Consider the following 25,673-nt stretch of genomic DNA (forward strand, 5'->3'; position numbering starts at 1 on the left):
TAAAAGAGGTTTACTATGGAAGCAACTTTTATTTTAGCGTTATTATCTCATGGATACAAGGTACGTGCATCAACTTTGTATCATCTTTTAAAAGGCAAACGGACTAGCTCTGTTTTGATTTATGGTTTTTTATATGATTGTTTACGGTTCATTGGCTGGTGGCCAACGATTTCCGAACAAGCCTATTTTCAATTTCTTGAAAAACTTTCGAAGGCGAAACAAATTCAGTATCACGAAGAGACAAATGAGATTCAACTAACAAAAGAAGGGCAACTATTTTTAAAGGAGCACCATTTTTCGTTGCTGGATTATCCTGCAATTGATCTTTATCGTTTTGGCAGAAGTGATCGAGAAAGTTGGCAACTCATTCAATTTGCCGTGCAAGTGACTTCATATTTATCATTTGAGGAAAAACAGTATATTCCACTTTTATCAACACCGATTCCGCAACTATATTTGAAACGATGGTTACAACAAGACAAGAAAGAGCAGCGCGTTCAATCAATCAAAGAAGAACTGTTGCGAGGGTTTGAGTTACTACCTGAAGCAGAAAGCGACTATTTGGTTGCGCAACTTTCTGGTTATCAGCAAACTGGCAAAGTTCCTCAGCAATTAACAAGCCATAAGACAGCTCTTGAACAGCGTTTGTGGCACACGCAAGCGGTTCATCATTTACTGCAGTTGATAATGTACGGAGGAAATTATCCTGCTTTACAAACGCTTGTATGGCCGTATCTAGAAAAAAATCTAAACCAAAGTATGCAAGAAACCCAACGATTGTTAACGGAAGGTAAGACACTTCAAGAAATTGCTGAGCAGCGAAAAATAAAACCGAGTACCATTCACGACCATCTATTAGAGTTGGCTATTCAAGGGCAGCTGCAGGCGTCTGTTTACCTTGAAAAGGAGGCAATGCTCCAAAACTTGGCTCAAACAGAACAAGATCCGCGGCTGTGGGTGTATCGGGATTGGCGAGCGCAAGAAGCGACGCTTTCTTATTTAGATTTTCGGTTATATCAAATCCAACAAATTTGGCAAGAAAAGGAGTGAGTGTTGTTGACATTAGAACAAGAATTATTCACTCAATTTGGTTACGCAGCGTTTAAGCCTGGTCAAAAAGAAGTGATTACAAACTTACTTGACGGTATGAATACATTGGCTGTTTTGCCAACAGGGACTGGAAAATCATTGTGTTATCAATTTGTGGGCCAGAAGTTAGAGGGACTAACGGTAATTGTTTCTCCCTTACTTTCGTTAATGGAAGATCAGATGCGTCAATTACAAAGACAAGGAATTAAAGGTGCGGTTGCCTTAAACAGTACGTTACAGTATTCAGAAAAGCGTTATATTTTAGCGAAAATGTTCCAATACGATTATCTGTTTTTAAGCCCAGAAATGCTTTTGCAGCAAGAAGTACTTAGTGTGTTACAACGCCAAAAAATTGCATTATTTGTGGTGGATGAAGCCCATTGTGTTTATCAGTGGGGCGTCGATTTTCGCCCTGAATATAGTAAATTAGATCTGGTCCAAAAACAGCTAGACTTTCCTTTGACCTTGGCGTTAACTGCCACAGCGACACCCGTTGTACAGCACGCAATTATAAAACAATTATTTTCTCATGGCAGCTATCAAGAAGTTCTTTCTTCAGTGAATCGAAAAAATATTGGCTTGTTCGTGAAGGAAACGTCAGAAAAAGAAGAAGTGTTACTAGATTACTTATCTAAAACGGCTGGTAAAATCATTATCTATTGCGCCACGCGCAACAAAACAGAACAAATCAGTCAACTTATTCAGGCAAAAACCAGTTTTAAGGTAGCCTATTATCATGGGGGCTTGGAGGCTAGTGAACGTAGTCGCTTGCAAGAACAATTTATTGATAATCAAATCGATATTCTTTGTGCAACGAATGCTTTTGGGATGGGAATCGACAAACCTGATGTTCGTGGAGTGATTCATTTTGATTTGCCTGATAGCTTAGAAAATTACCTGCAAGAAATCGGGCGAGCTGGACGTGATGGTCAAAAAAGTTGGGCGCTATTATTGTATAAAAAAGGGGATGAATTTATTCATCGGTTTTTCTTAGAAGAGACAAGAGCGAATCGAGCGACCTTAAAATCGCTGATTGAAGGAGAAGAACAAGCAGGTTTGCTAGAAAATGCCACCGAGTTACAACAAAAATGGGTCCAAGGCTATTTAGCCAAGGATTATTCTTTTGAAGAGCTAGAGCATCGTTTAGAGGAGAAAGAAAAAGATCGCCAAGCACAATTAAGAGGGATGCTGACGTATATTGAAACCACAACCTGTCGAAGAACGTTGATTCAAACTTATTTTCAAGAACCGATTGTCAAACAATCACCGGAAACTTGTTGTGATAATTGTGCGTTATTCTTTGACATTTACCAAGATTCAATAGTAAAATCGAACAAGACCAGCAATCAAAATGAAGAAGGTTGGCGTTCTAAATTTCTAAAATTATTTAAAGAACGTGATTAATTCATTTTTTTAGTCGGCAGTTGGCAAAAGCTATGATATAATAACAAGCGAGAGAAGTTTAGGAGGAAATTAGCAGTGAGTAAAAAGGACAAAAAGAAAAACCAAGCTCGTGAGCCATGGGAACAATCAATTTATGAACCTGATCAAAATGGTGGTGGTTCTCGTTTAGCAAAACGCCAACAGCAACGAGGAAATTCATTATTTCTAACTGTTTTAGTTATTTTGCTATTATTAATTATTGCCATTCCAATTGGGACTTTCTTATGGATGATGCAAGACAAGAAACCGAACGAAAGTGCTAGCAAAAATAGCCAGCCATCTTCTTCATTAGTCCAATCATCATCAAAAGAGAAGAAAAAAGAAAGTACGTCAAAATCAGTGGAAAGCTCAGAACCAGCAAGCAGCCAACCAGCTGAAAATACAACACCTTCAAGTTCAGATGCTGCTGCACAGCAACAACAGGACCAACAAGCACAACAACAGCAACAACAAGAGCAGCAACAACAACAAGAAGCTCAAAATCAACAACAGCAACAAGCGCAGAACCAACAACCTGTTTATGATACCGTTCAAAGTGGCGAAGGGGCACGTCAAGTTGCCGAACGTAACGGAATGACATTAGAACAAATTTTAGCGTTAAATCCTGGGATTGATACATCTGTGTTTTATCCAGGACAACCATTACGTATTAAATAATCCAGAAAAAGAGGTTTGGACAGCACTTTCAAGGGCTAAACCGCGACGGATGATTACATGAGAATGCCAATAAGCAGAAATTTCCGAAAGATGTTTTGCGTCTTTCGAGGGATTTCGGCTTATTGCTTTTTCGTTAGAGACTCGTCATCAGTTTAAATCCAAGTTCTTTTCTTCTGATTTTAATATAAAAGAAGAAGCGCATTTAAAAAGATGCATATCAGTTAAGGAGTTTTTTCATGGGGAAAATCAGTATTGCTATTGACGGACCAGCTTCGTCAGGCAAAAGTACAGTTGCAAAAATTTTAGCAAAACAATTGAATTATGTGTATTGTGACACGGGTGCCATGTACCGAGCGATTACGTATCTGGCCTTGCAAAATCAAATCGACATTCAAGCGGAAGAGCCATTAGTAGCGCTTTGTGTCAACCACACTATTTCTTTTCAGCAAGCAGAGAATGGCCAACGTGTTTTTATCGACGGTCATGAAGTGACCGAAGCGATTCGCCAGCCAGATGTAACGAATGCTGTTTCAGCTGTTTCAAAACATGCAAAAGTTAGAGAAGAAATGGTGGCGTTACAACAGAAAATTGGTCAAGCCGGCGGAGTTGTCATGGATGGTCGAGATATTGGTACTGCAGTTTTACCAAAGGCCGAAGTAAAGATATTCTTGGTGGCTAGCGTTGAAGAACGTGCAGAACGTCGTTTTAAAGAAAATCAAGAAAAAGGGATTGAGACGGATTTTGAAACCTTGAAGGCGGAGATTGAACGTCGGGATTATTTAGATTCAACCAGAGAAGTATCACCCCTTGTCCAAGCAAGTGATGCTGTGAAAATCGATACAACAGGCTTGACGATTGAAGAAGTCGTCGCCGCCATACAAAATGTGATTAAACAAAAAGGTTTTGAACTTTTTTAAAGAATTTTAAGAAAAATAGAAGAAATCGCTTTATTTTTTTACAAAAATCTCGTACTATGTAAGTATATATAGCTAAGTTTTGGAATTTTTGTTGGCATAGGAGGATAAGAGGCATGACAGATTTTGAAGACAAACAAGTAGCAAACAACGAAACAATGGAAGATGCAATGAACAGCGTTCAAGAAGTCAGTGTTGGCGATATTGTTAAAGGCGAAGTTTTAGCCATTGAAGACAAACAAGTTGTTGTCGGCATTGAAGGAGCGGGCGTTGAAGGCGTTGTTCCTGCAAAGGAATTATCGACTTTACCAGTTGAAGATGTACACGAACTTGTGAAAGTCGGTGATGTGTTAGATTTAGTTGTTATCACATCAATTGGCAAAGATAAAGAAAACGGCAGTTATTTACTGTCAAAACGCCGTTTAGATGCTAAAAAAGTTTGGGAAGAAATTGAACAAGATTTCCAAGCGGGCAAAGTAATCGAAGCACCTGTTACAAATGTTGTTAAAGGTGGTTTGGTTGTTGATGTCGGTGTTCGCGGATTTGTTCCTGCCTCAATGGTTGAAGATCATTTTGTTGCAGATTTTTCTGAATATAAAGGTCAAACACTAGCATTTAAAATTATTGAAATCGAACCTTCAGAAAACCGCTTAATTCTTTCACATAAAGCAGTTGTTGAAGCTGAAAAAGAATCGAAAAAAGAAGAATTACTTTCTTCTTTACATGACGGAGACGTTGTTGAAGGGAAAGTAGCTCGTTTAACAGATTTCGGCGCATTCATTGATTTAGGTGGCGTGGATGGTTTAGTTCATGTTTCTGAAATCGCTCATCAGCATGTGGGCAAACCAAGTGATGCGTTAACTGTTGGCGAAGACGTTCAAGTAAAAATTCTTTCAATTAATCCAGAAGAAGGACGTATTTCTTTATCTATTAAAGAAACATTGCCTGGACCATGGACAGATATCGAAACAAAAGCAGCCGCTGGGACTGTTTTAGATGGCACAGTAAAACGCCTAACAAGCTTCGGTGCCTTTGTGGAAGTTTTCCCTGGTGTGGAAGGATTAGTGCATATTTCTCAAATTTCTCACAAGCACATTGCAACGCCTCATGAAGTCCTTCATGAAGGGGATCAAGTACAAGTGAAAGTTTTAGAAGTTAATCCAGAGGAACATCGTATTGCTTTAAGTATCAAAGCGTTAGAACCAAAACCTGAGTCTCAAGAAGAACCAAAAGAAGAACAGGAATATGAATTGCCTGAAGAAAATACTGGCTTTACCATGGGCGATATTTTAGGTGACGCTTTATCTGATGCGAAAGAAGAGGAATAACCCGTTACTTTCTTGAAATTTATGAGTTTGACATAGCCGTAAACAGATCGGCTATGTCAAACTCATTTTTTCTTGAATTGGTTAGAAAATCAGCAGAAACTAAAACTTTTCTTGCACTTTAAGGTTTGATTAGGTAAACTAGTAAGGATTGAAATTCTCAAGGAGGGAATCAAATGGCAAATCCAACTATTGCGATTGTCGGTAGACCGAATGTCGGTAAATCGACTATTTTTAACCGCATTGCCGGTGAGCGTATCTCGATTGTAGAAGATACTCCTGGCGTAACACGCGACCGTATTTATACAACTGGAGAATGGTTAGGGCGTGAATTTAGTATTATTGATACAGGTGGGATTGATTTAGGTGACGAACCATTTATGGATCAAATCAAACACCAAGCAGAAATTGCGATTGATGAAGCAGATGTGATTATCTTTGTTGCTAGTGGCCGTGAAGGAATTACTGATGCAGATGAGTTAGTAGCAAAAATTTTATATCGTAGTAATAAACCAGTGATCTTAGCTGTTAATAAAGTTGACAATCCTGAAATGCGTAATGATATTTATGAATTTTATGCTTTAGGACTAGGGGATCCTTTCCCAGTTTCTGGTAGTCATGGTTTAGGCATTGGCGATGTGTTAGACGAAGCAGTTAAACATTTTCCTAACACTTCAGAAGAAGAGGACGAAGATACAATTAAATTTAGTTTAATCGGGCGTCCAAATGTCGGTAAATCATCATTGATTAATGCTATTCTTGGTGAAGATCGTGTGATTGTTTCAGATATTGAAGGAACAACGCGAGATGCAATCGATACGTATTTTGAATCTGAAGAAGGTCAAAAGTTCTTAATGATTGATACAGCTGGTATGCGTAAACGTGGGAAAGTATACGAATCAACTGAAAAATATAGCGTCATGCGCGCAATGCGGGCGATTGAACGCTCAGACATTGTTTTAATGGTCTTGAATGCAGAAGAAGGTATTCGTGAGCAAGACAAGCGTGTGGCGGGCTATGCCCATGAAGCGGGTCGCGGTATTATTATCGTGGTCAACAAATGGGATACAGTCAAAAAAGATACAAATACAATGCGTGATTTTGAAGCGGAAATTCGTGATGAATTCCAATATTTAGATTATGCACCCATTATTTTTGTGTCTGCATTAACCAAACAACGTTTAAACAAACTGCCTGAACTAATTGAAACAGTTAGTATGAATCAAAACTTACGGATTCCTTCAGCGTTGTTAAATGACGTTGTAATGGATGCTGTAGCAATTAATCCGACACCAACCGATAAAGGAAAACGTTTGAAGATTTTTTATGCAACACAAGTGGCAGTCAAACCACCTACATTTGTTATTTTTGTCAACGAAGAAGAACTAATGCACTTTTCTTATGCCCGGTTTTTAGAAAATCAAATCAGAAAAGCATTTACGTTTGAGGGCACGCCAATTAAAATCATTCCGCGACGCCGAAAATAGTGCATTCTACCATACTTTTTTTAGATATTCAAATAAATTTATCAACTTTGAGAAAAAATGATTATTTTTTGAAAAAACTGGTTAAAATACACTAAAAACCTTGCTATTACAACTTTCTTATGCTATCTTGTTAACAGAATATTGAACCAGATCAATATTTGCTGTCTGTTTTTGGACCACTCAAAAATAGACGGAACTTTAGGTGTGTAAAAACATCGTATCTCTTATAGAGGAGGTGAAATGATCCATGGCAAATAAAGCAGAATTAATCGAAAACGTTGCATCTTCAACTGGTTTAACTAAAAAAGATGCTACTGCAGCAGTAGACGCTGTCTTTTCAACAATTCAAGAAACTCTTGCTAAAGGTGAAAAAGTTCAATTAATCGGTTTTGGTAACTTTGAAGTTCGCGAACGCGCAGCTCGTAAAGGACGTAACCCACAAACTGGACAAGAAATTCAAATCGCTGCAAGCAAAGTACCTGCATTCAAACCAGGTAAAGCATTGAAAGATGCAGTGAAATAAGACAGACAATTAGAACCCTTGGTTTCCAAGGGTTCTTTTTTGAATCATACATAAAAAATGTTATTTTAAGAGGTGGTCGAAACAGCACGCTAAAAGGCTAAATTGTAACGAACCTTGGGTGAGAAAAACGTGCTTCGCTCCGAGAATCAAGCGGGAACGGTTCGACACTCGCTCCTTGCTTTTTTGATAAAAAGAGAAAGATTTATGAATGAAGGACAAAAATAAGTTGTTGCCAGTAGCTGTTTTTTAGTGGTTATGCTAGACTTGGGGTGAAGGAAGAGGAAACAGTCTTAAGGTGGTGAATCAATGAAATACAACTATTCTAGAGGGGAAAACAAGGTCGCTATTATTTATGGAGAAACATTTGCTTCCGTCCTAAAAAAACGACCAGTAACGACGGAGTCAATCGTTGTTTTGGCGAATCAGCGTTACTATGATCTTTTTTCGGAGAAGATTAATTATGCCTTTGGGGAACAGTTGGGATTAAACTGGTATATTTGTCGCAATGATGTTCATTGCAATGACTTATCAGAATTAGAAAGTGTGTTACGTTTCTTAGCTGATTGGCCAGAAAATCAGGATGTTTTATTGATTGGTTTGGGTAATGAAGGGGTACTACAATTAACCGCATTTTTGCACCAAGTAAGTGAGTGTTCCTCCAAATGTTGGCTGATGCCTGTGTCTGTTCAAGCGTTACGCCAAGGACTTTTACCAAGTGTCACAATTCAGCAAGCACAGCATGCAACTATGCATATAGAAAATCATTCAGAAGAAATTTTGTTTGATAGTACCTTGACCAATAAAAAAGGTGCCGCTCCTTTAATTGATTTGCTCGTTTTTATTCGAGCGAGTCTTGTCTGTGATTATGCTTATTTACAAATGCTATACCAAACGTATCCAGATAAAAAACGGTTGAATCAAACGTCATTTAATGGTATTTTAGACGAGTTGTTATCCTTTTATGAACAAGCAGGGGAAAAAGTGGATCAATTTGGCCGAGTTTTTGAAGCGGCCTTTGCTACAACCGAAAATGGCCATTTGTTATCAGGTCCCATGAAACGATTATTGGGATTATTGTTACAAGTTTTATGGAGCCAGCAAGTCAATCACTTTGACTTTCAATTTAAAAATTTTATCGTTTGGTTTATTCGCTTAGGTTTTCCGGTGGCGTTTCCAAAAGAAATTTTAAGTGCTGATTACGCAGAACAAGTCTTGGCTCACACAGAAACACTAGGTCCTCCTATGGTGTTGGAAAAAATCGGTCAACTAGGAGCAACTTTAAAGCCAACGCCCGATCAACTGTTAACAACGATTGAAAGATACCAAGAAATTTTAAAAGAGATTTGAGGGGAAATTATGTCATATAGTGAAAAAATGGTTCAAGCATTACAAGCTGAAAATTTAGCAGAAGCACAGTTGATGTTTGAAGAAGCATTAAAGAAAGATGATGAAAATACCTTAGCTGATTTAGGGGAAACGTTATTATCTTTAGGTTTTCTAGAAGAAGCCAAACAAATTTTCCAACAATTGTTGGAAAAATTTCCCGATGCAGATGGCTTAAACATTCCATTAGCAGAAATCGCCATTGAAAATAATGAAATAGATGACGCATTCATCTATTTAGAAAAAATTCCAGAAACTAGTGACAGTTATGTCCAAAGCCTCTTAGTTACTGCGGATTTGTACCAAGTTTTAGGAATTCCAGAAGTCAGTGAAGCGAAATTAAAAGAAGCAGCCAATCTTATGCCAGAAGAGCCGTTAATTCAATTTGCTTTGGGAGAACTATACTTTACAAATGGTCAATTTGTCGAGGCTATTACTCGTTATCAAAGCATTGTAGAAAGCGGGACAGCGCAAATCTCTGCTATTTCCTTGAATGAACGCTTAGGAAGTAGTTACAGCATGTTAGGTGATTTTGAAGAAGCAGTTCCTTATTTGGAAGCCGCGGTCAAAGAAGAACAAACAGACGATCGTTTATTCCAGTTAGCTTTCACTTATTTACAGTTACATGAGAATCAAAAAGCCATTGCGTTGTTCCAGCAATTAAAAACACTAAACCCACATTATCAATCACTTTATCTATATTTAGCGGAAGCGCTCCAAGAAGAAGAGCAATTAGAGGAAGCAAAAGCGGTGATCGAAGAAGGAATTGCGGAAAACCCCTTCCAAGTAGAGTTATACCAATTTGCCTCTGAAAATGCCTATCGCTTACACGATATTGCTGGTGCTGAAAACTGGTTGTTAAAAGCTTTGGAATTAGGTGAGAAAACAGATGAAAGTCGTTTGACCTTAAGTAATCTCTACATCACGGAAGAGCGTTTTGAGGAAGTAATTACTATTTTAAATGATTTAGAGGAAACGGATCATCCTTATGCTGAATGGAACTTAGCAAAAGCGTACAACGAATTAGAAGACTTTGCCGTCGCTAAAGTTCATTACGAACAAGCAGCGCAAGAATTGTCTCACGAACCAGAGTTTCTAAAAGAATACGCATTGTTCTTACGAGAAGAAGGCGAACTTGAAAAAGCAAAACACTTGTTGCACCATTATTTGGAACATGAACCTGGTGATGTCGACATGCAATCTATGCTAGCAGATATGGAAGAAAGATAGGAAACGACGATGTTTGTTAGTTTATCAGAAAAGAAAAAATTTTTAACTTGGTTAGTGAATACCGTGCCTTTTGGAAGAAGAGAAGTACTGTGGATTTTAAATTACTTATTAACGCATGATGCGATTTTAAATAATGTTCATTTTGTTGAGAACGTAGAGAAAACCGATCGGGGGATCCGTGTGGTAGCGGATGGTTTAGGTAAGGAGCCGTTATTGCTTTTTATCCAAGCACAAGAATTTACAGATCCGGAACAAATTTTTCATGAGATTCGGATGAATTGGCGGAAAGCTCTTTATTTAGAATGTGTATTTCCAGAGGCTTGGCAAACGAGCCAGTATTTATCTGTTTTAGAAGATAATCCGTTTGCGCCATGGAATGAACAAGTGGATCAAGAAGTTGCCAGAGCGATTGATCAATATTTTAAGCAAGAAGAACAAACGCAACGAATGGCATTACTTAAAGCTCAAATTGATGATGCTTTAGAAACAGGCAACAAAGAAGCGTTTTTAGAATTATCCGATGAATTAAATCGTTTGAAACAACAATAAATAAAACCCAGCATTTTCAATAAATGCTGGGTTTTATTTATTGTTTTAATTTAAAGCGCCGTTGTTTGCTGGGTTTTGCATAAGTAAAGCCTTCGCCAATTGCTTCATGTACGTTAATGATGGACACAAAGGCTTTTTCATCTATTTCATTAGCAATCCGTTTGACTTCCATTATTTCTCGAGGGCTGACTACCGTGTAGAGAACCCGTTTTTCCACTTGTGAATAAGCACCTTCACCATTTAAATATGTTACTCCACGTTCTAAAGAAGCCATTAAACTTTGACCGATTTCTTCGGAATGATTGGAAACAATTAAAATTCCTTTCGCAGCATAGGCTCCATCGAGTACAGAATCAACAACACGACTGAAAACAAAGGACACAATTAAAGTATACATCATTCGTTTGACATCAATATAGGTCAACGAGAGGAGTAAGACTGCAACATCAAAAAGTAACAACGAGCGGCCCATGCTAATCCCAAAGTATTTTTCGAAAATGCGGGCAATGACGTCGGTCCCACCAGTGGTTCCGCCTACGCGGTAAACAAGGCCACTCCCGAATCCTGCGGCCAAACCAGCTAGGAGAGCAGCAATCAATAAATCATGATCTAAATTAATTTCAACAGGAAATTTTTGCCAAAACCACAAAAATACCGATAACGACACGGTACCAATTAGCGTATAATAGAGGGAACGTTTGCCTAAAATTTTACCACCAATTAATAAGAGCGGAATATTGATTAATAATGTCGTATATGCTGGGTTAAAATGAAATAAGGCTCTTAAAATCAAAGTAATCCCCGTGACACCACCTTCGGCCAGGTCATTGGCAATATTGAAAGTAACCAAACCAAAGGCATAGATACAGCTTCCTAATACAATAAATAACACATCTTTAAAATAAAATCTTTGTTCTTCCATTTAATCACGTCCTTTTACAGTATAAACTGTATCATTCTCTATATAAAACAACAAGTAGAACCTTTCCAGATAGCCAAGTTTTTGATAAGATGTAGGAGGTAGAGTAAGAAAGGTTGGGGTAAAATGTCAGAATCAGAACAACGTAGTTTGCAATCGATGCAAACAGAAGTTGATGATTATATTCAACAGTTTAAAACAGGCTATTTTTCACCATTAGGACAAATGGCTCGTTTGACGGAAGAGGTCGGAGAATTAGCCCGTGAAGTCAATCATTATTATGGTGAAAAACAGAAAAAAGCAGACGAAAAACCAAAGACAGTATCAGAGGAACTTGGAGATGTCTTTTTTGTATTGATTAGCATGGCAAATTCTTTAGAGATTGATTTAACCGAAGTTTTTGAAGAAAATATGGCCAAATTTAACAAGCGGGATCGCTATCGCTTTGAAAGAAAGGATGGGAAAACACATGATTAAAATAATTGTCGCTGGGTTTAAAGGACGGATGGGCAGTACTGCTACCCAAATGGTCTTAGAAACCGCAGACTTTGAATTAGTAGGTGTGTATGATCCTCATGAAGCACAAGAAACTGTTTCTTTCGATGATGAAACCGCAATTCCCGTTTTTCAGCACTTAGAAGAAGTCCTAGCTGTCAAACCAGATGTTTGGATTGATTTTACGGTTCCTGAAGCCGCCTATCCAAATACGCGTTTTGCGTTGGAACACGGTATGGCGCCTGTTGTTGGGACGACAGGCTTTACGGAGGAACAAATCAACGAATTGACAAACCTATCTCGAGAAAAAGCCATCGGCGGCTTAATTGCGCCAAACTTTGCAATTGGGGCAGTTTTAATGATGCAATTTGCCCAAAAAGCGGCACAGTATTTTCCGGATGTGGAAATCATTGAATTACATCATGATAACAAATTGGATGCACCAAGTGGAACGGCTATAAAAACTGCAGAAATGATTCAAGAAGTTCGGCCAGCAAAAAAACAAGGGAATCCGCAAGAGGTAGAATCAATACCAGGGGCACGCGGGGCTGATTACGAGGGTCTGCGAATCCATAGTGTCCGCTTACCTGGTTTAGTGGCACACCAACAAGTCCAATTTGGCAGTGTAGGTGAAGGGCTCACTATTCGGCATGATTCTTATGATCGACGTTCATTCATGACAGGAGTGGCGTTAGCTTGTCGGCAAGTGGTACAGAGAACAGAACTACTTTACGGATTGGAACAGATGCTATGAAATTGACAACTATTCCAAACGAATTTAAAGAAGCCGCTCCCGTTATTCGTGAAATCAATGCACAGGGCTTTGAAGCGTATTTTGTCGGGGGCAGTGTCCGTGATGCTTTATTAAATAAACCAATCCATGATGTCGATATTGCGACAAGTGCCTATCCAGAAGAAATCAAGCAAATTTTTAAACGAACCGTTGATGTGGGCATCGAACATGGCACAGTCCTTGTATTGATGGAAGACCAACAGTATGAAGTAACAACCTTTCGTACCGAGTCAACTTATCAAGACTTTCGTCGACCAGATGAAGTCACCTTTGTTCGCTCCTTGAAAGAAGATTTAAAACGACGAGATTTTACGATTAATGCCTTGGCGCTTGACAGCACAGGCGAAATCATTGATTTATTTGATGGTATCGAAGATTTAACTAGTCAAACCATTCGTGCAGTCGGTAATCCCCATGAGCGGTTTCATGAAGATGCTCTGCGGATGATGCGGGGCTTACGCTTTGCTAGCCAACTAGATTTTAAAATTGAAGAAAAAACCTTAGCCGCTATCGCTGAATTTCATCCTTTATTGGAAAAAATTTCAGTAGAACGCATTACAATTGAATTTGTAAAAATGCTTTTAGGGGTTAATCGACAAGGTGGCTTAGCTCCGTTTATTGAAACAGAATGCTATCAATACTGTCCAAAATTACGAGAACAAGGGGCTGGACTTTTTCGTTTAATGGACTTGCCTGCTCGTCAAATTGAAACAGAAGCAGAAGCGTGGACGTTACTTATCCAATCATTGAATTTACCAGAAGCAGAAATTCGCTCCTTCTTAAAGGCTTGGAAACTTTCAAATCAATTAATCCAAAACGTTTCACAATTAGTACGCGGTTTGCGTTTTCGCTTGAGTAACGACTGGCAGCCAATGATGCTTTATGAATTAGGCGAAGAATCAGCAGTACTTGTTGAAAGGCTTTTATATTATTACCACCAAGAGAGTCAAGTACAAGTAACAAAAGAGTTAGTTAAGGCATTACCCATCCACCAAAGACATGAATTGGCCATAACAGGAAAAGACCTTTTAGCCGTCTTAGAAGAAACACCAGGCAAATGGTTAGGGGAACTGATTGCTGAAATCGAGCAACACGTTGTTGAAGGTAGCTTAGAGAATAAACAAGAAGTTCTGCTTTCGTTTGCCAAAAAACAACGTTCAAAAGGAGAGAAAGCATAATGCCAACAGAAATGTTTACAAAAGAATTTTTGGTGAAAGAATCACAAACGGCTAAAATGCTCGGTTCTGGTGACTTAGAAGTTTTAGGAACCCCTGCTTTAGCTGCCATGGTTGAACAAACAGCCAAAGAAGCTGTGAAGGAGCAATTATCAGTTGGGGAAACAACTGTCGGAACGGTGTTAGAATTGCGCCACTTATATCCATCCGCGGTAGGGGCGACAATCGTTGTTACGATGACCAGCATTGAACAGACTGCACACAAAATACGCTATGAATTTGTTGCTTATGAAGGAGAACGACAAATTGCCAAAGGTTCTCACCAACGTGCAGTAGTTGAGATTGATTCTTTTTTAAAAAGAATAACAAAAGATTAAGAATCTACAGCGAAAGTTTGTGACCGTTTATCAAAAGTATGGTAAACTAATAATGTAAGAAATTATTTTTAAGTAAGGAGATTTGTGCTATGGCTAGAGAAATGACAGGACTTAAATTTTATTTCAGAAATGGTGAAACTTGGACGATTGATCGTCGTTTTATTGGTGATTTATGGATCAAACATATTACAACAAGTTTTGGCCGTATCCATGGTAGTGAATTTGTTGAAATTCATCCATGTGAAGGGTTCAAAATTGAAATTTTCCAAGAAGGAGATCATGTTCAAACCCACGATATTAACTTAGGTGGCTTAGAATTAGGGATGTTCTCTCGTGCTTTAAAATATGAAGATATCGAACGTATGGAAATTCTTTACAAAAATGGCACACCAGATTTAGTTTATTTCCCTTACAAAGATAAAACAGATGAGGGCTTGGATAACATCTATCAATCTACAAAAGTCAGCGAAAAAACTAAAAACTTATACATTGTTATCGACCCAACACAAACAGTTGATGATGTATACGCTGAAGAATTAAAATAATTTTTGCTCCACAGGAATCAGTGAAATGACTGGTTCCTGTGGCTTTTTTAGTCTTTTGGCGAATAAAATAACATTGGTTTTAATGGAATAGTCGAAAAAATAAGCGAATAAGTGTTGACACATGTTTTTTCTAGCGGTATACTGTTAACAATTCTTAATTAAATCAGTTTTGGAGTGATTCTTATGACAACAACGAAGAAAAACCATACACAACTGAATAACTTTTACTTTAGCTATTTTAGATAGGTTTGTATTCATAACATTATGGGTACAGACAACAAACGTTTGTATCTATAATGGCTAGGGAAATTTAAGATGACTTTCAGCCATGTAGATTTAAGAAAATCTATAGTGGCTTTTATATTGCTTTTTTGTAGGGTATTCACTGTAGATTTTTCTTAAAATTTACTGTGAATATCCTTTTTGTTTGGCCAAAAATTAGGATTTCAGAAACTTACTAAAAAAATTTCGTAAAGGAGCACACAGGATGAAAGAAATAACTGGAGCCACTCGTTTAGCTGGGTTATTCGCGAAACCTAGCCAACACAGTATTTCACCGTTGATTCATAATACAGCATTTCAAAATTTAGGAGTTGATGCTCGGTATCTGGCGTTTGACGTTGGACAAGAGACATTGCCACAAGCAATTGAAGCGATTCGAACGTTTCACATGTTAGGGGCCAACTTATCAATGCCCAATAAAGTGGCGGCTGTAAGTTATATGGATGAACTAAGTCCTACCGCCCAACTGGTTGGCGCGATTAATACGATTGTCAACAAAGATGGAAAACTTTACGGAGACAGCACGGATGGTACTGGTTTTATGTGGAGTTTGAAAGAGAAAAAGGTTGACGTTTTTCAGAATAAAATGACCATCTTAGGAACAGGTGGTGCAGCCTTATCAATCATTGCCCAAGCTGCTTTAGATGGCGTGAAAGAAATCGCTGTTTACAACAGGAAAAGCGCGGGCTTTAACGACAGTCAAAAAAAACTGGCAAATTTCACTGAACGAACCAACTGTGTAATTCATTTAAACGATTTAGCGGATACTGAAAAACTAGCAAAAGATGTTGCTGAAAGCGTCTTGTTAGTTAATGCAACGAGTGTGGGTATGCATCCACATGCGCATAGTAGTCCTATAGAAAATTATGCAATGATTCAACCGAAGTTATTTGTGTATGATGCTATTTATAATCCCAGAGAAACACAGTTATTAAAAGAAGCCCGTTTACGTGGTGCAGAAACAAGCAACGGCTTGGACATGCTACTTTATCAAGGCGCTGCTGCTTTTGAACAATGGACAGGACAAAAAATGCCTGTATCAGTCGTAAAACGTAAAATTGAAAATAGATAAAAAGAGCGCCGTTTAAAGGCATGAGGAGAGAATATAATGATCGTAATTATGAAAGAAAATGCAACCGAAAAGCAAATGAAACAAGTCATTGATTTAGTAACAGGTGCAGGCTTAACTACTCAAACAAGTCAAGATAATGGAAAAACAGTGATAGGCTTGATTGGTGATACAGAAAAATTAGTTGAAGCAGAGTTAACAGCATTAGAAGGCGTGGAGAAAAGTGTCCGCATTTCGTTGTCATACAAACTAACGAGTCGTTTATTTCATCCAGAGAATACAGTAGTTGATGTGAACGGTGTTAAAATCGGTGACGGCAGTATGACCATGATGGCGGGCCCTTGTTCAATCGAAAGCTTAGATCAGATTCGTGAATGTGCGCGAATTGCTAAAGCTGGCGGTGCAACAATTTTACGAGGTGGTGCATTCAAACCTAGAACGTCGCCATACGCTTTCCAAGGACTAGAAGAAGAAGGACTAAAATACATTCGCCAAGCGGCTGATGAATTAGATATGCAAGTCATTACAGAAGTGATGGATGAAGCGAATTTAGAACTTGTCGCAAAATACAGTGACATTTTACAAATCGGTGCGCGCAACATGCAAAATTTCAAGTTATTACAAGCGGTTGGTAAAACTGGAAAACCTATTGGCTTAAAACGCGGGATTGCTGGTACGATTGATGAATGGCTAAACGCAGCTGAATACATTGCTGCGCAAGGAAATTTCAATGTGATCTTCATTGAACGTGGGATTCGTACGTACGAAACCGCTACGCGCAATACACTTGATTTAAGTGCGGTGCCTTTAATTAAAAAATTAAGTCATTTTCCAATTATTGTTGATCCGAGTCATGGTATTGGTATCTGGGATTTAGTACCGCCAATGGCCCGAGCAGGTGTTGCTTCAGGTGCGGACGGCTTGATTGTAGAAATTCACCCAGACCCAGCGAATGCGTGGTCAGATGGGCCACAATCCTTGAATGAAAAAACTTACCTACGTATGATGAAAGAAGTTCATATCATCGAAAAAGCAATGAAAGAAATTAATGCTTTAGAAGATTAGTAAAGACAGAGGAGTAGAGGACATGAAATTAACCGTAACGTTACCTACACATTCATATGATTTAACCATCGAAACAGGTGCCTTAGATAAAATTGGCACCTGGGTACGTAGCCTGTGGCAGCCACAACGGGTAGCGATTATTACCGATGAAACGGTGAATAAATTATATGGCGCAGCTGTTGAGAAAGAATTGCAAGCTGCTGGTTTTGAAACATCATTGATTGCTGTAGCGGCAGGTGAACAAAGTAAGAGCCTCGAAACAGCTCAGCTGCTTTATGATTTTTTAGCGGAACAGCAATTGACTCGAAGTGATGGTCTAATTGCTCTAGGTGGAGGCGTTGTGGGAGATCTAGCTGGATTTGTCGCTTCAACCTATATGCGCGGTATTCACTTTTTGCAAGTACCAACAACCTTACTGGCACAAGTAGATAGTAGCATTGGAGGTAAAACAGCGGTTAATACTAAAAAAGCCAAAAATCTTGTCGGTACTTTTGCCCAACCAGATGGGGTTTTAATTGATCCTAATACACTTAAAACATTAGAACCTAGACGTGTTCGTGAAGGAATTGCAGAAATTGTAAAATCAGCAGCTATCGCTGATGTTGAATTGTGGCACCGTTTATCCTCTTTGGAAAATGAACAAGATTTAGTGGCACATGCAGAAGAAATTATCACGGCCTGTTGCAAGATTAAACGTGATGTCGTCGAAGAAGATGAATTAGATTTGGGCTTACGTTTGATTCTGAATTTTGGGCATACGATTGGCCACGCATTAGAAAATACAGCTGGTTACGGGGTGATTGCTCACGGTGAAGGCGTTTCTTTAGGAATGATTCAAATAACTCAAGTCGCAGAACAACAAGGGCTTTCCCCACTTGGGACTACCCAAGAGTTGGTCACCATGCTAGAAAAGTTCCATTTACCAGTAACCACAGATCGTTGGTCAGAAGAACGTCTCTATCAAGCAATTACACATGATAAAAAAACACGTGGGGGACAGATTAAAATCATTGTCTTAGAAAAAATTGGTCAAGCGAAAATTGTCTCTTTACCAACGGAAGAAATTCGAGCATTTTTAAACAGAGAAGGAGGAATTTAAGATGCGCTTTATTACAGCAGGCGAATCACATGGACCTGAATTAACTGCTATTATTGAAGGCTTACCAGCCGGTCTGCCTTTAAGTAGCGAAGAGATTAACCGAGAATTAGCAAGACGTCAAGGCGGTTACGGTCGTGGGGGACGGATGAAAATTGAAAAAGACCAAGTACGTATTACTTCGGGTATTCGGCATGGTAAAACACTTGGCTCACCAGTAACGTTGATTGTCGAAAACAAAGACTGGAAAAATTGGACCTCCGTGATGTCAGTAGAGCCAGTTCCTGAAAAACAAAAGAAAATCCGCCGCGTCAGCAAACCACGTCCAGGACATGCTGATTTAGTCGGTGGCATGAAATATCAACATGATGATTTACGGAATGTTTTAGAACGGTCTTCGGCACGAGAAACAACGATGCGTGTGGCGATTGGTGCGGTTGCTAAAAAACTCTTAGCTGAACTGGATATCCAAGTCGCTGGGCATGTCGCGGTGTTAGGCGGGATTGAAGCTACGATTCCTGAAAATTTAACGATTCGTGAAATTCAAGAACGATCTGAACAATCTGCCGTTCGCGTATTAGATCCTTCCGTAGAAGAAAAAATGAAAGAACTAATTGACCAAACCAAGAAAAATGGCGATACAATTGGTGGGGTAGTAGAAGTACTTGTGGGTGGCGTTCCAGCTGGCTTAGGTAGCTATGTTCAATGGGATCGTAAACTAGATGCCAAAATTGCGCAAGCTGTTGTAAGCATCAATGCTTTTAAAGGTGCTGAGTTTGGCATTGGATTTGAAATGGCGCAACGCCCTGGTAGTCAAGTGATGGACGAGATTGTTTGGGACGAAAGTACTGGTTATACCAGAACTTCCAACAATTTAGGCGGTTTTGAAGGAGGAATGACCAACGGAATGCCAATCATCGTTCGTGGTGTCATGAAACCTATTCCAACCCTTTATAAACCATTACAAAGCGTGAATATTGATACAAAAGAGCCTTATAAGGCCAGCGTTGAGCGCTCTGATAGCACGGCGGTACCGGCCGCTAGCGTTGTTTGTGAAGCCGTTGTTGCAACGGAAGTAGCGAAGGCTATGCTCGAAAAATTTGATAGTGACTCATTTGAACAAATGAAAGAAGCAGTGAAACGTTATCGTCTATATACTCAAAACTTTTAATGGAAAAAAGTCGCAAGGTATATGGAGGGAAAAATGAAGAAACGTATTTTAATCGTAGGATTAGGGCTAATCGGGAGTTCACTGGCTTTGTGTATCAAAAAAGGGCATCCAAACAGTGAGATTATCGGTTTCGATAATCAAGCGGAGTCAACTGAATTTGCTAAGAAAACGGGTCTAATTGATGAGATAGCTGAATCTTTAACAAGTGGGGCAAGACGAGCAGAGATTATTTTTCTTTGTTCCCCAGTTAAAGCAACTTTAGTACAACTAGAAGAATTAAACCAATTATCACTAGAAACTGCTCTGATCACAGATGTGGGTAGTACCAAGGTGGAAATTAATCAGTTAGCAACAAAGCTTAACATGAAAAATTTTATTGGTGGTCATCCAATGGCTGGTTCACATAAATCCGGCGTAACAGCCGCTGATGAACGTTTGTTTGAAAATGCCTACTATATTTTTACCGATGACCATGGCGAAAAAAACAAACAGATTCAGGAGTTACAAACGTTACTAAAAGGAACGCATGCGAAGTTTATTACGATGCCTGCACAGGAACATGATGAAATTACTGGTGCTCTAAGTCACTTGCCACATATTGTTGCCGCAGCTTTAGTGAACGAAAGTCAGCAACTGAATACCACTTACCCTAGAGCACAGCAGCTAGCGGCTGGAGGATTTAGAGATATTACTCGAATTGCTTCCTCTGATGTAACGATGTGGACGGATATTTTATTAAGCAATCGCTTAGTATTATTGGACTTACTAGAAAATTGGCAAAAAGAGATGACTACTGTTTGCCAATGGTTAACAGAAAAAAATGCCCCAGCTATTCGTAATTTTTTTGATAAGGCCAAAGAAACACGTGCTCAGTTGCCCATTCATAAAGAAGGCGTAATCCCAGCTTTCTATGATCTGTTTGTTGATGTACCAGATCAACCAGGAATCATTGCTGAAATTACGCAAATTTTAGGCGAAGCGGACCTTTCTCTTACAAATATTAAAATTTTAGAAACGAGAGAAGAAATCTATGGGATTCTTCAATTGTCTTTTAAAAATCAACCAGACTGCCAAGCTGCAAAACAAATTTTATCTAAAGAAACGAACTATACGTGTTATGAAAAATAAGAGGTGATGAGGGTGCAACTACGTACAAATGTGAAACATTTACAAGGGACTCTGATGGTTCCTAGCGACAAATCGATTTCCCATAGAAGTATTATGTTTGGAGCAATTTCTTCTGGAAAAACGACGATTACAAATTTTCTAAGAGGCGAAGATTGTTTAAGTACCTTAGCGGCGTTTCGTTCTTTGGGTGTGAACATTGAAGATGACGGGACGACAATCACCGTTGAGGGGCAAGGATTTGCAGGTTTAAAAAAGGCGAAGAATACAATTGATGTTGGAAATTCAGGGACAACAATTCGCCTAATGCTGGGCATTTTAGCTGGCTGTCCCTTTGAAACGCGCCTAGCTGGTGATGCGTCTATTTCTAAACGACCGATGAATCGTGTGATGCTTCCTTTAAACCAAATGGGAGCGGAATGTCAAGGGGTTCAGCAAACGGAGTTTCCGCCAATTTCTATTCGCGGGACTCAAAATTTGCAACCGATTGACTACACAATGCCTGTTGCGAGTGCTCAAGTGAAATCGGCTATTTTATTCGCCGCTTTGCAAGCCGAGGGCACTTCTGTAGTGGTTGAGAAAGAAAAGACACGTGATCATACAGAAGAGATGATTCGACAATTTGGTGGGACACTTGAAGTAGACGGCAAAAAAATTATGTTAACTGGACCGCAACAATTAACAGGTCAAAATGTGGTAGTTCCTGGTGATATCTCTTCTGCAGCTTTCTTTTTAGTTGCGGGTTTAGTAGTCCCAGATAGCGAGATACTTCTGAAAAATGTTGGCTTAAATCAAACGCGGACAGGTATTTTAGATGTGATTAAAAACATGGGTGGTTCCGTCACTATTTTAAATGAAGATGAGGCCAATCACTCTGGCGATTTACTTGTAAAAACGAGTCAATTAACAGCTACAGAGATTGGTGGCGCTATTATCCCACGTTTAATTGATGAGTTACCGATTATTGCTTTGTTAGCTACTCAGGCTACTGGCACGACAATCATTCGAGATGCAGAAGAATTGAAAGTCAAAGAAACCAATCGGATTGATGCAGTAGCGAAAGAATTAACAATTTTAGGCGCCGACATCACGCCTACTGATGATGGCTTAATTATACATGGACCAACTTCTTTACATGGTGGAAGAGTTACCAGTTATGGGGATCATCGTATCGGGATGATGTTACAAATTGCTGCATTACTTGTAAAAGAAGGCACTGTTGAATTAGATAAGGCTGAAGCAGTTTCAGTTTCTTATCCAGCATTTTTTGACGACTTAGAACGTTTAAGTTGTTAACGAAGGAGGATAACGAACCATGGAAAGCATTGTTTTAATTGGTTTCATGGGTGCGGGTAAAACAACTATCGGCCAAAGTTTGGCCAATAAACTAAAGATGCCTCATCTTGATTTAGATACAGCGTTAATTGAAAAAATAGGACGCTCAATTCCTGACTATTTCGAAAAATATGGTGAAGCAGCTTTCCGAGAACAGGAAACCCAACTTTTAAAGGAGCTGTCAAAAAATACAGCCGTCCTTTCAACTGGGGGCGGGATTGTTGTCGGACCAGAAAATCGTAGCTTATTAAAATCTTTTCAGCAAGTGATTTATTTACATGCGACACCAGAAGAGCTGTTAAAAAGAATCGCAGAAGATACTGAAAACCAACGCCCCTTAGCTATAGAACGTTCTTCAAAAGAAATCATTACTTTATTTGAGTCTCGTAAAAATTTTTATGAAGAATGTGCGAAGATGACAATTGATACGACCAATCGCTCACCAGAAGAAATTATCAATGAAATTCTGCAACAATTAAAGGAGTAGAGAAACGATGAAAGTTGGTTATTTAGGTCCGATTGGTTCCTTTACGTACAGTGCAACGTTGGCTGCTTTTCCTGAAGCTATATTGATACCGTACGCATCGATTCCAGCTTGCTTGAAAGCAATTAAACAGCAAGAAGTGGCATGTAGTATTATCCCAATAGAAAACACGATTGAAGGAACTGTTAACGCATCGATAGATTATTTGTATCATCAAGCGCAGTTACCTGTCCAAGCAGAGTTGGTTTTACCGATTCAACAACAATTAATGGTGACAAAAGAGAATCAATTGATCTGGCAACAAAGTCAGAAAATTTTATCACATCCGCAAGCATTAGCTCAATCGCAGATGTTTCTAGCGAAAAACTTTCCAGAAGCGATTTTAGAAGCAACGCCTTCAACAGCTTACGCCGCCAAATACATTGCAGAACATCCAGAATTACCTTTTGCAGCTATTGCACCAAAACTTTCTGCGGAAATGTATGATTTGACCATTGTTGAAAAAAATATACAAGATTTATCGGTAAATCAAACCCGATTTTGGGTTCTTGGTTCTGAAAATTTAGCGATTTCTTTCCCGCTATCTGAGAAAAAAATAACGCTGGCGATTACGATGCCAAGTAATGTTCCTGGCTCTTTACACAAAGCATTAAGCGTGTTTAGTTGGCGAGGGATTAATCTTAGCAAAATAGAATCGCGGCCGTTGAAAACAAAGCTAGGAGAGTACTTCTTTTTAATGGACTTAGTGAATGATCAACCAGAAAAATTAATTGAAGCAGCCTTAACAGAACTGGAACTCATTGGCGCAGAAATAAAAATTTTAGGGGATTACCCGATCTATGTTTTGTCCACACTTTAAAGAGTTAAAAATGAAAATGAAGCTTACTTATTAGATAAAGTGAGTTTCATTTTTTATTAAATTACATATTTGTAATAGGAATTTCCTGCGAAATGAGGTATCCTAAGAAAGGTGATAAAACACAGAGGTAAAGGAGTGACACGATGAGTCGTGTAGATCGTTATAAACATATTCATGAAAAATCGAGACCAGCAGAGCATAAAAAGACCTTTAATCCCCGAAAATCAATGGGTGAACATAGAGAAGAAGAACCAGAAGAACTAGCTGAAAGCCTTCAAGAGCCAGTTTACGAAGACAGCTATACTGAGGACAGTCGCAGAAGTGAGAGGCGACATCAAACAGATTCAGGTGGTGGCAACGGTTCTGACCAACCACCCCGCGGAAAAAAAGACAAGAAACCAAAAAAGAAACGTAAAAAATCAAAAACAAAACGCTTTTTCAAATGGCTAGTAATCCTATTGATTCTGTTATTTGCTTATAGTACAGTCATGTTTTTAAAAGGAAAATCTGCAGCAGAACATGATGACTCGTTGCCTCAAGAAAAAGTAGAAACATTTAATGGCGTCAAAAGTAGCAACGGAGCTAAGAATATTTTAATTCTTGGCAGCGATACACGTGGGGAAGATGCTGGACGAGCCGACACAATAATGGTTCTCCAACTAAATGGACCATCAAAAAAACCGAAATTAATTTCATTTATGCGTGATACATTCGTGGACATTCCTGGTGTCGGGCCGAATAAAATTAATGCCGCATACGCTTATGGCGGTGCTGAATTGGTTCGTGAAACGTTAAAACAAAACTTTAATTTAGATACGAAATATTATGCTAAGGTAGATTTCCAATCATTTGAAAAAATTGTTGACTCTATGTTTCCAAAAGGTGTCAAAATCGATGCAGAAAAATCACTGAATTTAGATGGCGTTGATATTGAAAAAGGGCAACAGGTCATGGATGGACATGTCTTACTTCAATACGCTCGCTTTAGGATGGATGAAGAAGGCGACTTTGGTCGGGTTCGTCGCCAACAACAAGTTATGTCAGCTGTAATGAGCCAAATGAAAAACCCAATGACTTTATTAAGAACCCCAGAATCACTTGGGAAATTAGTCGGCTATATGTCGACAGATGTGCCTGTTAGTTTCATGCTAACGAACGGACCATCATTGCTGATTAAAGGAAAAGCAGGGGTTGAGTCATTATCGGTTCCGGTACCAGATTCTTGGAATTTTGGTGAATCCTCTTATGCAGGCAGTATTTTAGAAGTAGATGAACAAAAAAATGCTGACGCCATCGAAAAATTCCTGAACGAATAAGGAAAGCATTTTAAAATATCCTTTTTTATGCTATATTAGAAACAACGTGGAAAATTAGTGAAACGAGGTTACAAAATGAAAATTGCTATTGTGACAGATAGTACAGCTTATTTACCCGAGCGCATTAAAGATCATCCGAATCTTTTTGTAATTCCCATCCCAGTCATTTTAGATGGAAAAATATACAACGAAGGCATTGACATTGAAGCAGATGAATATTATGCATTGCTAAATAATAGTAAAGAATTTCCGACGACTTCACAACCTGCTTTAGGAGAAGTGTTAGAGCTTTACAAATCAATCGCTGAACAAGGGTACGACACCATCATCAGCATTCATCTTTCTTCAGGAATCTCTGGTTTTGTTCATACATTGCACGGACTTACTGATGAAATCCCAGGCGTTGCTTTGTATCCATATGACTCAAAAATTACAAGTATGCCAATGGGACACATGGTAGAAGCTGCTTTAGATTTAACAGAAGAAAAAGCCAGCTTAGAAGAAATTTTTGCCAAATTAGATTTAATTCGTGACAATACGTATGCATATCTAATTGTAGAAGATCTGAACAACTTAGTTCGTGGCGGTCGCTTAACGAATGGCGCAGCCTTGATCGCTGGGCTATTGAAGATTAAACCTATCTTGACTTTTGAAGATGGAAAGATTGTATTATTTGAAAAAATCCGTTCAACAAAGAAATCTTTTGCTCGTGCAGAAAAGATTATTGGTGAACGAAACGCAGGGATTGAAGCGCCAGTTAAACTGTATGTGATTCATGCCAATAACCGCATCGTTGCTGAAAAAGAACAAGCAAAATTACAAAAGCTATACCCAAATGCAGAAATTGAAATCGGTCATTTTGGTCCAGTTATTGGGACCCATCTAGGGGAAAAAGCAATTGGTTTAGCGATTTCAGCTCAATAATAAAAGATGAGACAAAAGTAAACTACTTCTGTCTCATCTTTTA

General features: G+C 38.8%; 26 protein-coding genes. 25 read left to right on the forward strand and 1 reads right to left on the reverse strand.

Going from position 1 to position 25,673, the window contains the following annotated elements:
• Positions 1 to 15: 15 nt before the first annotated feature.
• From IGL36_RS06360 to IGL36_RS06405, 10 genes are all read left to right on the forward strand, one after another.
• A complete protein-coding gene (locus tag IGL36_RS06360) occupies positions 16 to 1,050 on the forward strand; it encodes a helix-turn-helix domain-containing protein (protein WP_002379439.1) in 1,035 nt (344 codons plus the stop codon).
• Positions 1,051 to 2,493 (forward strand): RecQ family ATP-dependent DNA helicase, encoded by a 1,443-nt coding sequence (locus IGL36_RS06365; RefSeq protein ID WP_002382317.1) that lies wholly within the window; start codon positions 1,051 to 1,053, stop codon positions 2,491 to 2,493.
• A 75-nt stretch (positions 2,494 to 2,568) separates the two neighbouring features.
• Positions 2,569 to 3,189 (forward strand): LysM peptidoglycan-binding domain-containing protein, encoded by a 621-nt coding sequence (locus IGL36_RS06370; RefSeq protein ID WP_002384525.1) that lies wholly within the window; start codon positions 2,569 to 2,571, stop codon positions 3,187 to 3,189.
• A gap of 236 nt (positions 3,190 to 3,425) precedes the next feature.
• Positions 3,426 to 4,106, forward strand: coding sequence for a (d)CMP kinase (gene cmk, locus IGL36_RS06375; protein ID WP_002357612.1), 681 nt, complete (start codon positions 3,426 to 3,428; stop codon positions 4,104 to 4,106).
• Between the two features lie 113 nt (positions 4,107 to 4,219).
• Positions 4,220 to 5,431: a 30S ribosomal protein S1 gene (gene rpsA / locus IGL36_RS06380; RefSeq protein ID WP_002360341.1), complete on the forward strand. Its 1,212-nt coding sequence runs from the start codon at positions 4,220 to 4,222 to the stop codon at positions 5,429 to 5,431.
• A gap of 173 nt (positions 5,432 to 5,604) precedes the next feature.
• The gene (der, locus tag IGL36_RS06385; protein WP_002357608.1) at positions 5,605 to 6,915 is read left to right on the forward strand and encodes a ribosome biogenesis GTPase Der; all 1,311 of its coding nucleotides are present in this window, start codon (positions 5,605 to 5,607) and stop codon (positions 6,913 to 6,915) included.
• A gap of 247 nt (positions 6,916 to 7,162) precedes the next feature.
• Positions 7,163 to 7,438, forward strand: a complete 276-nt coding sequence (locus IGL36_RS06390) for an HU family DNA-binding protein (protein ID WP_002357604.1) — start codon at positions 7,163 to 7,165, stop codon at positions 7,436 to 7,438.
• Positions 7,439 to 7,744: 306 nt separating this feature from the next.
• Positions 7,745 to 8,785 (forward strand): hypothetical protein, encoded by a 1,041-nt coding sequence (locus tag IGL36_RS06395; RefSeq protein WP_002398287.1) that lies wholly within the window; start codon positions 7,745 to 7,747, stop codon positions 8,783 to 8,785.
• A gap of 9 nt (positions 8,786 to 8,794) precedes the next feature.
• Positions 8,795 to 10,051, forward strand: coding sequence for a tetratricopeptide repeat protein (locus IGL36_RS06400; RefSeq protein WP_002398288.1), 1,257 nt, complete (start codon positions 8,795 to 8,797; stop codon positions 10,049 to 10,051).
• Positions 10,052 to 10,060: 9 nt separating this feature from the next.
• On the forward strand, positions 10,061 to 10,600 hold the full coding sequence (locus IGL36_RS06405) for a ReoY family proteolytic degradation factor (RefSeq protein ID WP_002360333.1): 540 nt from the start codon (positions 10,061 to 10,063) through the stop codon (positions 10,598 to 10,600).
• A 37-nt stretch (positions 10,601 to 10,637) separates the two neighbouring features.
• On the opposite strand, the gene IGL36_RS06410 is transcribed toward IGL36_RS06405, so the two are convergent.
• The gene (locus IGL36_RS06410) at positions 10,638 to 11,522 is read right to left on the reverse strand and encodes a YitT family protein (RefSeq protein WP_002357595.1); all 885 of its coding nucleotides are present in this window, start codon (positions 11,520 to 11,522) and stop codon (positions 10,638 to 10,640) included.
• 123 nt (positions 11,523 to 11,645) lie between these two features.
• Between IGL36_RS06410 and IGL36_RS06415 the strand changes: the two genes are divergently transcribed.
• The 15 genes from IGL36_RS06415 to IGL36_RS06485 all read left to right on the forward strand — a co-directional run bounded on the left by IGL36_RS06415 (position 11,646) and on the right by IGL36_RS06485 (position 25,630).
• Positions 11,646 to 11,996, forward strand: a complete 351-nt coding sequence (locus tag IGL36_RS06415; protein ID WP_002363944.1) for a nucleotide pyrophosphohydrolase — start codon at positions 11,646 to 11,648, stop codon at positions 11,994 to 11,996.
• Positions 11,989 to 12,768 (forward strand): 4-hydroxy-tetrahydrodipicolinate reductase, encoded by a 780-nt coding sequence (dapB, locus tag IGL36_RS06420; RefSeq protein WP_002398289.1) that lies wholly within the window; start codon positions 11,989 to 11,991, stop codon positions 12,766 to 12,768. Before IGL36_RS06415 ends, dapB begins: the two co-directional genes overlap by 8 nt.
• Positions 12,765 to 13,985, forward strand: a complete 1,221-nt coding sequence (locus IGL36_RS06425) for a CCA tRNA nucleotidyltransferase (protein WP_002398290.1) — start codon at positions 12,765 to 12,767, stop codon at positions 13,983 to 13,985. Before dapB ends, IGL36_RS06425 begins: the two co-directional genes overlap by 4 nt.
• Entirely contained in the window at positions 13,985 to 14,359 is a 375-nt protein-coding gene (locus tag IGL36_RS06430) for a thioesterase family protein (RefSeq protein WP_002398291.1), read from the forward strand. The genes IGL36_RS06425 and IGL36_RS06430 overlap by 1 nt, the downstream gene beginning before the upstream one ends.
• 89 nt (positions 14,360 to 14,448) lie before the next feature.
• Positions 14,449 to 14,904, forward strand: coding sequence for a hypothetical protein (locus IGL36_RS06435; protein WP_002357586.1), 456 nt, complete (start codon positions 14,449 to 14,451; stop codon positions 14,902 to 14,904).
• A 487-nt stretch (positions 14,905 to 15,391) separates the two neighbouring features.
• Complete coding sequence (gene aroE, locus IGL36_RS06440; protein ID WP_002369402.1) at positions 15,392 to 16,258, forward strand: shikimate dehydrogenase; 867 nt, start codon at positions 15,392 to 15,394, stop codon at positions 16,256 to 16,258.
• A 36-nt stretch (positions 16,259 to 16,294) separates the two neighbouring features.
• Positions 16,295 to 17,320: a 3-deoxy-7-phosphoheptulonate synthase gene (aroF, locus tag IGL36_RS06445; RefSeq protein WP_430608881.1), complete on the forward strand. Its 1,026-nt coding sequence runs from the start codon at positions 16,295 to 16,297 to the stop codon at positions 17,318 to 17,320.
• Positions 17,321 to 17,342: 22 nt separating this feature from the next.
• On the forward strand, positions 17,343 to 18,419 hold the full coding sequence (aroB, locus tag IGL36_RS06450) for a 3-dehydroquinate synthase (RefSeq protein WP_002357583.1): 1,077 nt from the start codon (positions 17,343 to 17,345) through the stop codon (positions 18,417 to 18,419).
• Between the two features lies 1 nt (position 18,420).
• A complete protein-coding gene (aroC, locus tag IGL36_RS06455) occupies positions 18,421 to 19,587 on the forward strand; it encodes a chorismate synthase (protein WP_002357582.1) in 1,167 nt (388 codons plus the stop codon).
• Positions 19,588 to 19,620: 33 nt separating this feature from the next.
• A complete protein-coding gene (locus tag IGL36_RS06460) occupies positions 19,621 to 20,715 on the forward strand; it encodes a prephenate dehydrogenase (protein WP_002357581.1) in 1,095 nt (364 codons plus the stop codon).
• 6 nt (positions 20,716 to 20,721) lie between these two features.
• Positions 20,722 to 22,008, forward strand: coding sequence for a 3-phosphoshikimate 1-carboxyvinyltransferase (gene aroA, locus IGL36_RS06465; protein WP_002357580.1), 1,287 nt, complete (start codon positions 20,722 to 20,724; stop codon positions 22,006 to 22,008).
• Between the two features lie 19 nt (positions 22,009 to 22,027).
• Positions 22,028 to 22,534: a shikimate kinase gene (locus tag IGL36_RS06470; RefSeq protein ID WP_002360319.1), complete on the forward strand. Its 507-nt coding sequence runs from the start codon at positions 22,028 to 22,030 to the stop codon at positions 22,532 to 22,534.
• Positions 22,535 to 22,541: 7 nt separating this feature from the next.
• Entirely contained in the window at positions 22,542 to 23,390 is an 849-nt protein-coding gene (pheA, locus tag IGL36_RS06475; RefSeq protein WP_002398293.1) for a prephenate dehydratase, read from the forward strand.
• Between the two features lie 143 nt (positions 23,391 to 23,533).
• Positions 23,534 to 24,706 carry an LCP family protein gene (locus tag IGL36_RS06480; protein ID WP_002365661.1) on the forward strand — a complete coding sequence of 391 codons (1,173 nt, stop codon included), beginning with the start codon at positions 23,534 to 23,536 and terminating at the stop codon, positions 24,704 to 24,706.
• 75 nt (positions 24,707 to 24,781) lie between these two features.
• Complete coding sequence (locus IGL36_RS06485; RefSeq protein WP_002398294.1) at positions 24,782 to 25,630, forward strand: DegV family protein; 849 nt, start codon at positions 24,782 to 24,784, stop codon at positions 25,628 to 25,630.
• The last annotated feature ends 43 nt before the right edge of the window (positions 25,631 to 25,673 follow it).

Origin of the sequence: Enterococcus sp. AZ011 (genome assembly GCF_050548355.1) — a bacterium.
GTDB classification, from domain to species: domain Bacteria; phylum Bacillota; class Bacilli; order Lactobacillales; family Enterococcaceae; genus Enterococcus; species Enterococcus faecalis.